The sequence below is a fragment of the Candidatus Polarisedimenticolia bacterium genome (assembly GCA_035764505.1).
Classification (GTDB): domain Bacteria; phylum Acidobacteriota; class Polarisedimenticolia; order Gp22-AA2; family AA152; genus AA152.
Genome location: DASTZC010000020.1, coordinates 1 through 10041 on the forward strand (window position 1 = coordinate 1; position 10041 = coordinate 10041).

The 10041-nt window shown below is 66.5% G+C and carries 11 protein-coding genes; all 11 read right to left on the bottom strand.

The features are described 5' to 3' along the window. Positions 1-164: 164 nt before the first annotated feature. Entirely contained in the window at positions 165-503 is a 339-nt protein-coding gene (locus tag VFW45_01380; protein ID HEU5179415.1) for a cytochrome C oxidase subunit IV family protein, read from the bottom strand. Next, entirely contained in the window at positions 500-1240 is a 741-nt protein-coding gene (locus VFW45_01385) for a cytochrome c oxidase subunit 3 (GenBank protein ID HEU5179416.1), read from the bottom strand. The genes VFW45_01380 and VFW45_01385 overlap by 4 nt, the downstream gene beginning before the upstream one ends. Then, positions 1230-2855, bottom strand: coding sequence for a cytochrome c oxidase subunit I (gene ctaD, locus VFW45_01390; GenBank protein HEU5179417.1), 1626 nt, complete (start codon positions 2853-2855; stop codon positions 1230-1232). Before ctaD ends, VFW45_01385 begins: the two co-directional genes overlap by 11 nt. After that, positions 2852-3868 (bottom strand): cytochrome c oxidase subunit II, encoded by a 1017-nt coding sequence (coxB, locus tag VFW45_01395; protein HEU5179418.1) that lies wholly within the window; start codon positions 3866-3868, stop codon positions 2852-2854. Before coxB ends, ctaD begins: the two co-directional genes overlap by 4 nt. Then, a complete protein-coding gene (locus tag VFW45_01400; GenBank protein ID HEU5179419.1) occupies positions 3858-4646 on the bottom strand; it encodes an SCO family protein in 789 nt (262 codons plus the stop codon). Before VFW45_01400 ends, coxB begins: the two co-directional genes overlap by 11 nt. A 155-nt stretch (positions 4647-4801) precedes the next feature. Further along, positions 4802-5539 (bottom strand): hypothetical protein, encoded by a 738-nt coding sequence (locus VFW45_01405; GenBank protein ID HEU5179420.1) that lies wholly within the window; start codon positions 5537-5539, stop codon positions 4802-4804. Beyond that, on the bottom strand, positions 5529-6734 hold the full coding sequence (locus VFW45_01410) for a hypothetical protein (protein ID HEU5179421.1): 1206 nt from the start codon (positions 6732-6734) through the stop codon (positions 5529-5531). The genes VFW45_01405 and VFW45_01410 overlap by 11 nt, the downstream gene beginning before the upstream one ends. Continuing rightward, complete coding sequence (locus VFW45_01415; GenBank protein HEU5179422.1) at positions 6731-7408, bottom strand: cytochrome c; 678 nt, start codon at positions 7406-7408, stop codon at positions 6731-6733. Before VFW45_01415 ends, VFW45_01410 begins: the two co-directional genes overlap by 4 nt. A 157-nt stretch (positions 7409-7565) precedes the next feature. Continuing rightward, positions 7566-8111: a DUF3341 domain-containing protein gene (locus VFW45_01420; GenBank protein ID HEU5179423.1), complete on the bottom strand. Its 546-nt coding sequence runs from the start codon at positions 8109-8111 to the stop codon at positions 7566-7568. After that, positions 8098-9489 carry an NrfD/PsrC family molybdoenzyme membrane anchor subunit gene (gene nrfD / locus VFW45_01425; protein ID HEU5179424.1) on the bottom strand — a complete coding sequence of 464 codons (1392 nt, stop codon included), beginning with the start codon at positions 9487-9489 and terminating at the stop codon, positions 8098-8100. Before nrfD ends, VFW45_01420 begins: the two co-directional genes overlap by 14 nt. Before the next feature lie 31 nt (positions 9490-9520). After that, the coding region (locus tag VFW45_01430) for a hypothetical protein (protein ID HEU5179425.1) at positions 9521-10041 on the bottom strand (521 nt) is incomplete at its 5' end.

The window sequence follows — 10041 nt, forward strand, 5'->3', positions numbered from 1 at the left end:
TCGTGCGCATGAAGTCCTCCTCCAGTGAATTGAGCAAACCTGTTGACAGCTGGACGGGCCCCGGAAGAACTGGCCAGATTCCTCTCGAGCCCTTTCTTCGAAAAAGCGCGTTTCGCTATCACCATTGGTTGGAGGCGGGACCTGGTTCCAAGAATTCCGAGGATTTACTTGCCGGGGAAGGGGATCAGGCCGCGGCTGAGGTAGTCGCCGAAGGTGCCCACGATCAGGTGGAACAGCCAGGCCACGGCCAGCGCCAGGGCCAATCCGATGAGGCGCGTGTTCCAGCGGACGTGCATGAAGTAGAGGATGACGAGCGTCGCCTTGATGGTGGCGATGGCGATCGCCACCGGCAGGTTGAAGGGTCCCAGATCGATGAAGGCGGCGGCCACGGTGGAGGCGGTGAGCACCATCAGCGTGGTGAAGACCGCCAGGTAGACCTTCACCGGCACGACATGGCCCGACATCTCCCCTCCCGCCTCTTTTCCCGCCGCGCTGCCCTTCATTTGTGTCTCCCAATGAGATACAGCAGCGGGAACAGGAAGATCCAGACGATATCGACGAAGTGCCAGTAGAGCCCCACGATCTCCACCGGCGCATCGAGCCCGGGCGCGAAGCGCCCGCGCCGCGCTCCCAGCACCAGCCACCCCAGCAGCCCCAGCCCGATCACCATGTGCAGCGCGTGCATGCCGGTCATGGCGAAATAGAGCGAGAAGTAGATCTGGGCGTGGCGCGCCAGCTCCTCCGGCTCCGGGTATTCCATGCTCGGGACGCCGGCGGCGACCGCCTGATCGTGGTCGACGACGTGGCCCGCGCCCTTCGGCTCCGGCGGCAGGCGGAACGTCGCTCCGGGCACCAGGTGTTCCTCGAACTTGTGGGCGTACTCGACCGCCTTGATCCCGAGAAAGGCCGTACCGAGAATGATGGTCAGGACCAGGTAGGCGATCAAGCTCTTGCGGCCGCCCATCTGCGCCGAGTGCACCGCCATCGCCATCGTCAGGGAGCTGCAGATCAGAACCGCCGTGTTCACCGTCCCCAGCACGATGTCCAGATGATGGCTGGCCGCCGCGAACGCCGCCGGGAAGCTCCAGCGGTAGATCGAATAGGCCAGGAACAATCCGCCGAAGAACAGGATCTCCGTCACCAGGAAGGTCCACATCCCCAGCGTGACGGCGTGGCGCTGCTGCGCCGCATCCTCGAAGTGATGGGCGTGCACCGCGTGGGCGGCGGCGTCAGACGGCACGCGCCCCTCCCGCCGGGATCGGCATCTTCTCGTAGGCGTAGGCCTCTTCCGTCACCACCGGCGTCACCGGGAAGTTCTCGGTCGGCGGCGGCGACGGCGTGGTCCACTCCAGTCCCGTCGCCTGGAACGGATTGTCGGGTGCCTTCTTCCCATAGCGCATCGACCATGCGAAATAGAACAGCGGAATGAGGTAGCCAACCCCGAGGATCGACGCGCCGGCGCTCGACATGACGTTGAAGACCTGGAACTCGTCGGGATAGGCGTGATAGCGGCGCGGCATCCCGAGGTAGCCGACGATGAACTGCGGCAGAAACGTCAGATTGAAGCCGACGAAGACGATCAACGCCGACAGGCGCCCCCACCACTCCGGGTACATGCGGCCGGTGATCTTGGGCCACCAGAAGTGCAGCCCACCCAGGTACGCCATCACCGTGCCGCCCACCATGATGTAGTGGAAGTGCGCCACGATGAAGTAGGTGTCGTGCACGTGGACGTCGATGCCGAGGCAGGCGAGCATCAACCCCGTCAGCCCGCCGATGGTGAACAACCCCAGAAAGCCGAAGACGTAGAGCATCGGCGTGTCGAACGAGATAGATCCCTTGTAAAGCGTCGCCGTCCAGTTGAACACCTTCACCGCCGACGGGATCGCCACCATGAAGCTGAGGACCGAGAAGACAAGCCCGGCGAACACCGACTGCCCCGACACGAACATGTGGTGGCCCCACACCAGGAAGCCCAGCAGGGCGATCGCCAGGCTGGAGGCGGCCACGAACGAGTAGCCGAACACGCGCTTGCGCGAGAAGCAGGCGATGATCTCGCTGATCACTCCCATCGCCGGCAGGATCATGATGTAGACCGCCGGGTGGCTGTAGAACCAGAAGAAGTGCTGGAACAGCACCGGGTCGCCGCCCAGCGCCGGGTCGAAGAAGCCGAGCTTGAAGACCCGCTCCAGCGCCAGCAGGACGATGGTGATGGCGATGACCGGCGTCCCCAGGATGACCACGATGCTCATGGCGTAGTGCGCCCAGACGAACAGCGGCAGGCGGAACCAGGTCAGCCCCGGCGCCCGCATCGTGTGGATGGTGACGATGAAGTTGAGCCCCGTCAGAATCGACGAGAAGCCTGTGATGAAGATGCCGAGCGCCACCGGCACGATGTTGGTCGTCGTCCAGGCGGAGCTGTAGGGGGTGTAGAAGGTCCACCCCGTGTCCACGCCGCCGATGACGATGTTGAACAGCGTGAACAGTGCGCCGATCGTATACAGATACCAGGAGAGCAGGTTCAACCGCGGGAAGGCGAGATCGCGCGCTCCCACCATCATCGGGATCAGGAAATTCCCCAGCACCGCCGGGATTCCCGGGATCAGGAAGAAGAAGACCATGACGATGCCGTGCATCGTGAAGATCTTGTTGTAGCTGTCCGCCGAGAAGAGATCCCCCGCCGGCGTCAGCAGCTCCAGTCGCACCAGCCCCGCGAAGACCGTTCCCAGCAGGAACATCAGCGTCACGGAGCCGAGATACAGCAGCGCGATCCGCTTGTGGTCCACCGTGAACAGCCACGAGCGGATGCCGTAGCTGACGTTCAGGTAGTTGGTCCCCGGCCGGCGCTCGCTCATGGCAACGACCCCACTGTCGCTTTCTTCGCCGACGGCACGGGCGGGGTCGGGACCGCCGGCGTCCCGGTCGGCGCCGTCTCCTGGGCCGCGGCACGCGCCTTGAGATACTCGATCAGCTCGAGAATCCCCTCTTCGTTCACCAGGCCCCGGAACGTCGGCATGACCGGTTGGTAACCGGCGGTGACGCGCGCCGCCGGGAAGAGGATCGACTCGCGCAGGTAGGCTTCATCGGCCGTCGCGGTCTTGCCTCCTTCGAGCTTGACCTCGCTGCCGTAGAGCTTGTCGAGATTGGGGCCGCGCGCCCCCGACGTGCCGCTGTGGCAGGTGGCGCACCCCAAATCGTTGAAGCGCCGCTCCCCCGCCGCCGCCATCGACACCTCGCTGCCGGCGCCCGACAGCCAGGCCTGGAAGGCGTTCGGCTCCATCACCTCGACCCAGCCGGTCATCCCGGAGTGCTGCGTGCCGCAGTACTCGGCGCAGAACAGGTGATAGCGCCCGGTGCGCGTCGCCTCGAACCAGAGAGTGGTGTAGCGTCCCGGCAGGACGTCGGCCTTGATGCGGAATGCGGGGACGAAGAAGCTGTGGATCACGTCCTCCGAGGTCATGTTCAAGCGCACCGGCGTGCCGACCGGCACGTGCAGCTCGTTGATCTCGCGCCGCCCCGACGGGTGCTGCAGCTTCCACATCCAGCGCTTGCCGACGACGTTGACGTTCAACGTGTCATCCGGCGGCCGGCTCAGGCGGAAGTAGACCTCGGCCCCCCAGACGAACACGCCCATCGCCAGAATCAGCGGGATCACCATCCAGGCGATCTCCAGCGCATGGTTGCCTTCGATCGGGGCCGGCGGCTTGTCGCCGGCACGCCGACGGTACTTCACCGCGAAGCCCAGCAGGAGGACCACCACCAGCGACGCGAAGAATATCGACAGCGCCACGACCACCAGGAAGAGGAGATCGACGTGCGGCGCCGTGGTCGACGCCTGCGCCGGGAAGAGCGGCAGGTCAGAGCGCACGGCGCCCCTCCTGCAGGGACTTGCCGGCCGCCGCCTGGCGGCTGCGCCGGACCATGCGCCGGATCCCGAACGCCAGCAAAATGACAGTCGCGATGCCCGCCAGCCGCATCATATTTAATGCGGCGGCGGCGTAACGCCCCGTCCCCGGGTCGTAGTGGTAGCAGAACAGCAGGAGCATGTCGGCCAGCGTGCCGATCTTCCCCTGCGACGATTCGACCAGCCCCAATCGCAGGTCGCGCGGCGCGAACTCGATGCCGTAGAAGTAGCGCGACAGGCGGCCGTCGGGCGTGGCCACGGCGATTCCGGCGGCATGGGCGTACTGCTTGCTCTCGGGATCGAACGAGTAGCGGAAGCCGACCACATTCGCCAGCGCCTTGATCTTGTCCTCGTCGCCGGTGAGGAAGTGCCAGCCGGCCGCGGCGCCGGCGCGCCCATATTCCTTCACGTACTGCGTCTTCTTGCGCGCGGCCAGCTCCGGCGTCTCCTTCGGGTTGATGCTCACCGTGACGATCCGGAAATCGCGCTCCGGCTCGAGCGACATGGTGCGCAGCGCCGCCACCAGACCGTTCAGCTCCAGCGTGCAGAGCATCGGACATTCGTAGTAGTTGAGCGTCAGGATGACCGGCCGGGCGTCGAAGTAATCGCCGAGCCGCACCGTCGCGCCCGCTTCGTCCTTGAACGTGAGACCGAGGTCGAGCTGCGCCCCCAGCCGCTGATCGATCCCGATCCCCCGCAGCGCCGGCGGCCGCGCCGGGTCGGCATCGCCCGGATTCTTCATCGCCCCTGCCGCGCCGCCTGTCTCCGCTGCTGCCGATGCTCCATCGGCTCCACTTCCACGAGTCACGGGCGCGTCCGCCCTGACAGGCACGAAGGCCATGGAGAGGGCGAGGACGAGGAGCGGCAGCGGCGAAAAGAGTCGATCAGGATGGCTTCTCATGTCAGGTCGGCCTTTTTCTGGGGCACCAGCGGAAAACCCGGAGGCTGCGCCGGCAGCGGCGTGACCGGAAAGCGCGACCCCTGCGGAACCAGGTAGAGCCGGCCGTCACGCTCCGCCTGGAGCTTCTCTGACTGCGCGATGCTCCCGAGCGCCTTCAAGACCGGATCCGGAATCTGGTAGCGATACGCCATCATGCCGAAATGGATCCACTGCTCCCCGAAAAAGGCGACCTCGGACGCCCCGCCGGGCGCGATCCGTACCGAATTCTTTTCGGGCTCGTTCCATACGTCCAGGTCGACCTTGCTGTTGTTATAGAGAAGCACCAGGCCTGCCCGGCTACCTGCCATTTGCGCCGACGAAGTACCCGCGGAGGGAATGCCCGCAGCCGCCATGTCGAGCGCTTTGTCGATCGGCAGCCGGACGATGCCCGCCGGCTTGTCCACCCAGCCATAGCTCGACAGCGCCGCGTCCTCGTCCGCCCGCATCCGGCGCAGCTCGTCGAACGGCGTGTTCTGCAGCCGCGGCTCGGGCGGCGTCGTGGCCCGCACCCCCGCCAGCGTCGCCGGAGGCGGCTGGCGCTTCGCCATCTGCGCCGCGAAGCGGCCGTACAGGACCAGCATCAGACTCGCGGCCAGGACGACCCCGATCATCAGCGTCAGCAGCAGCCAGGCGAGCCTCCTGACGTCGGCATCACTCTTCTCGTAGCCGCCGCCCGACGTGGTCTTACCGGCCATCGATCGACTCCATCAGCAGCGGCTCTCCCATCGGCAGCAGCGGCTTCTCCTGGAGGTATCGCAGGAACAGCGCCAGCCAGATTCCCCCCACGCCGATCAGCGCCGCGAGGTCCATCCAGTGCAATCCGATTCCGGAGCGCTGCTCCTGCTGCGCTCCCGGCGCCAGCGTCCAGATCAGATCCACGAAGCGCATGACCACGAGGAAGGCGGCGATGCGCGCCAGCCTGACCGGCTCGCGCTTCAGGCGCGCCGACAGCAGCAGGACGAACGGTAGCGCGAACTGCAGGACGACCAGCCCCAGCGCCACGTACTGCCAGCCGCCGGTCAGGCGCTTCAGGTACCAGGGAATCTCCTCCGGCAGGTTTCCGGACCAGATGATCAGGAACTGCGAGAAGGCGAAATAGGCCCAGACCATCACGAAGGCGAACAGCAGCTTCCCCAGGTCGTGGAAGTGGCGCGGTCCGACCTTCCCCTGCAGCGGGGCGCGCGCCGCCAGCAGCGCCAGGACGACGATGCCGAAGGCCATCCCCGAGAGCACCTGCCCCATCACGATGAAGATCCCATAGATGGTGGAGAACCAGTGCGGCTCCAGCGACATCATCCAGTCGACCGAGGCGAAGGTCATGGTCAGGACGTAGAGCGCGATGCCGGCGCCCGACAGCTTTCCGAGGCGATCGATGAGCGCCGGGTCGGCGGTGCGATCCTGCTCGTCCGACCAGCGGCTCAGCGCCCACGCCAGCGCGCACCAGACCGCGAAGTAGACCAGCGCCCGGATGATGAACCCGGTCACGTTGAGATAGGGGCTCTTCTGCTGCAGGAGCGGATCGGCGGCCACCTTCGCCGGATCGGCCCAGGGATAGAGCCAGCCGGTCCCGGTCAGCAGCGGCAGGAACAGGATGAAGAGGATCGGCAGCGTGCGCGTTCCCGCCTCCAGGATCCGCCGCAGGACGACGCCCCAGGCGCCGCCCGACAGGTGCTGCAGCATCAGAATGCCCATGCATCCCAGCGCGATGCCGATCCACAGCGAGTAGCCCAGCAGATAGGAGCGGTAGAACTGCGCCGGGTTCAGGAAGCGCCCCACCAGCATCAGCACCAGCCCCGCGACGCCGGCGATGAGAAAGCGACGACGCATCGCCGAGAAATCGGGGGGCGTCGCCGCCACCGAAGCTGCCGCCGCGCGCGCCGCCGGGCTCATGGCTCTTTCTCCCCCGGCGCCGGCATCTCCTCGGGAGGCGGGGGCGGTGAGGCCGGCCCCTTGTCGAGCAAAGGACGATCGGCGGCAGGCACGACGCTCAGCGGCGCATGCTGTGAGAACTGCAGCACCTTCAGGTAGGCCGTGATCGCCCAGCGATCCTCCACCGGAATCTGCGACGCCATTTCCGCCTGGCGCCCGAAGCCGCGCGTGATCACGTCGAAGACGTAGCCCGGCCGCGCTTCGCGCAGCCGGTCGATGTGCAGCGACGGCGGCGGCGGGAAGCCGCGCCGCACCACCATCCCCTGTCCGTTCCCGAGCCGGTCGTGGCACGGCGAGCAGAAGATGTCGTAGCGCTCGCGTCCCCGCTGCAGCATCTCGCGCGTCACCGGGCGCGGCACCAGGTTGACGAACTCCGTGCCGCGCTTGCCGGTAAACCAGGCTTCGTCTTCACGCAGCTGGCCGCGGGCCACCGTCCCCGGCACCGGCGCGCGCGACGAGCGCCCGTCGGGCCAGAAGTCGCTCTCCTGCAGCGGCCGGTACGACGGCTGGTCGGCCATCTTCTGCCTGCATCCCCCTGACAGCATCGCCACCACGACTACCGCGGCGGCCAGTCCCATCCGCGCCGCTGCCACCAGCCACTCCTCGGTGTCGCGTTTCAGAAATCGAGTTAGCATCGAGGCCACCGAGCCGCGCGGATCGCAAGGCGCCGCGGCCTGTGGCCGCTCCCAGACGAAGCGCCGCGTACCCATGCGGTACGCAAGCGAGACGCAACGCAGCGAGGCGCGATGGATCGGCGGGCGAATGCAACGCGATTTCTGGGACGCGACACCACTAGCTCTCCACTTCGTAAACATGCCCCGGACTGAGCTTCTCGAGGAACTGCCGCGTCTGATCCAGATCGAACTTCGGGTCTTTCGCCTCGATGCACAGGAAGAACTTGTCGCGGCTGGCGAGCCGGAACTCCGGCACGTTGAACACCGGATGGTACGGGCGCGGCAGCCCGTTGAGCGCCAGCATTCCGAGGACCGCCGCCAGCGACGCCACCAAAATCGTCATCTCGAAGGTGACCGGGATCCACATCGGCCAGCTGTTCAGCGGCTTGCCCCCGACGATGATCGGGTAGTCGATCACGGCGCACCAGTACTGCAGCCCGAACCCTCCGACGCAGCCGATCAACCCGCCCAAAAAGACGATGCGCGGCAGCCGCCCGCGCGTCCGGTATCCGAGCGCCTCCCCTAGCTCCTCGATTGGGAACGGCGAGTAGCCGTCCATCACCCGGTATCCCGCCTCGTTCGCCTTCTGTGCCGCGTTCACGAGCGACGTCGGGTCGTAGAACTCCGCCATCAACCCGTACAGAGGCGTCTCAGTCGTGGCCATGCCCCTCCACCTCCGCCTCCGGCAGGATCGTCCGCATCTCGAAGATCGAGATCATCGGCAGGAACCGGATGAACAGGAACAGCAGCATCAGGAACAGCCCGATCGTCCCGGCGTAGGTCGTCCAGTCCCAGATCGTCGGGTAGTACATCCCCCACGACGACGGCAGGAAGTCGCGGCTCAGGCTGGTGACCACGATGACGAAGCGCTCCAGCCACATCCCGGCGCTCACCACCAGCGAGATGGCGAACAACGCCACCGTCGAGCGCCGCACGCGCGAGAACCACAGCAGCTGCGGCGTCACCAGGTTGCACAGCAGCAGGCACCAGTAGGCCCAGGCGTACGGCCCCGTGGTGCGCTGCAGGTACATGCCGCGCTCGTAGGCGTTGCCGCTGTACCAGGAGAAGAAGGCCTCCATCAGGTAGCCGTAGACCACGATCATCGACGTCGCCAGCAGCACCTTCGCCATGTTCCCCAGGTGGCGCTCGGTGATGAAATCCTGCAACCCGTAGACCGCACGCAGCGGGATGGCGATCAGCAGGACCATGGCGAAGCCGGCGTAGATGGCGCCGGCCACGAAATAGGGCGGGAAGATCGTCGCGTGCCACCCCGGGATGATGCCGATGGTGAAATCGAAGCTCACCACGGTGTGGACCGAGACGACCAGCGGCGTCGCGAGGCCCGCCAGCAGCAGCGAGGCGACCTCGTAGCGGTGCCAGTGGGCCGCCGAGCCGCGCCACCCCATCGCCAGCATCCCGTAGACGATGCGCGACGTGCGGTTCTTGGACCGGTCGCGCAGCGTCGCCAGATCCGGAATCAGCCCAATGAACCAGAACAGCGCCGACACCGTGGCGTAGGTGCTCACTGCGAAGACGTCCCACACCAGAGGCGAGCGGAAGTTCGGCCATATCGCCATGGTGCTCGGGTAAGGCGTCATCCAGTAGAAGAACCAGGGACGCCCCATGTGGATCAGCGGGTAGATGCCGGCGCAGGCCACCGCGAACAGCGTCATCGCCTCGGCGAAGCGGTTGATCGACGTCCGCCAGTCCTGCTTCAGCAGCAGGAGGATGGCGGAGATCAGCGTCCCGGCGTGGCCGATGCCGATCCACCAGACGAAGTTGATGATGGCGAAGCCCCAGCCCACCGGCGCGTTGATCCCCCAGATGCCGGTGCCGCGCGCCAGCAGGTAGCTCAGCGCCATGAACAACGCCATCACCAGCGCGAATGAGATCCCGAAGCCGATCCACCAGCCGCGCGGCGCCCCGCGCTTCAGGACGATCGAGCCGATCTTGTCGCTGACGGTGGCGAAGGAGTGCCCCGGCGCCAGGATCGGCGGCTCGCCCCCGGGCGGCCCGGTCGTCGGGATCGGATGGCTGCTCATACGGCCTGCTCCGTCGCGGTCGGATGGCTGCTCATCCACGCTTCTCCGTCCGCGCCGGGGCGCTGCGCAGCTTCTCGTTCGGGTTCTTCAGCTCCGCCAGGTAGGTGGTGCGCGGCCGCACGTTCAGCCCGCCCAGCAGCTCGTAGTTGCGCGGCTCCGCCTTCATCTTGTTGACCCGGCTGCGCGGGTCGTTCAGATCGCCGAAGACGATCGCCTCGGCCGGGCAGGCCTGCTGGCAGGCGGTCTTGATCTCGCCGTCCTGGATCGGGCGCCCCTCCACCTCGGCGACGTTGCGCACCGTGTTGATCCGCTGCACGCAGTAGGTGCACTTCTCCATGACGCCGCGGCTGCGCACCGACACGGCCGGGTTGTGCAGCAGCTTCGCCGTCGGCGTGCTGAAATCGGCGAACTGCAGGAAATTGAACCGCCGCACCTTGTAGGGACAGTTGTTCGAGCAGTACCGCGTGCCGACGCAGCGGTTGTAGACCATCTGGTTGAGCCCCTCGGCGCTGTGCACCGTCGCGTTGACGGGGCAGACGTACTCGCAGGGCG